The organism is Mesorhizobium sp. M1A.T.Ca.IN.004.03.1.1 (assembly GCF_003997555.1).
Classification (GTDB): domain Bacteria; phylum Pseudomonadota; class Alphaproteobacteria; order Rhizobiales; family Rhizobiaceae; genus Mesorhizobium.
Genome location: NZ_RZTV01000993.1, coordinates 1 through 240 on the forward strand (window position 1 = coordinate 1; position 240 = coordinate 240).

Here is a 240-nt window from a genome sequence, read left to right on the forward strand (position 1 = left end):
AACGTCGTCATCTTCCATCCGATCCCCGAGAAGCAAGACCTTCGTGACCAGATAGAGTTGATGGAACGGGTATTTCGTTGTCGATTCGAAGAGGTGACCTTCAAAGCGCCTGATGGAGAGAAGTTGCATGCCTGGTATTTCACTGTGCCGAACGGCAAAAAGACTATTCTTCTCAGTCATGGCAATGGCGGTTGTATTAAGCATCGCCTTGCCCTCTGTCCGTTATTGCTTCAAACCGGC

Annotated in this window: 1 pseudogene; it reads left to right on the top strand. The window is 49.6% G+C overall.

What is annotated here, in order from left to right:
• Positions 1-240: pseudogene (locus tag EOD29_RS36865) on the top strand (hypothetical protein); the annotation flags it as partial.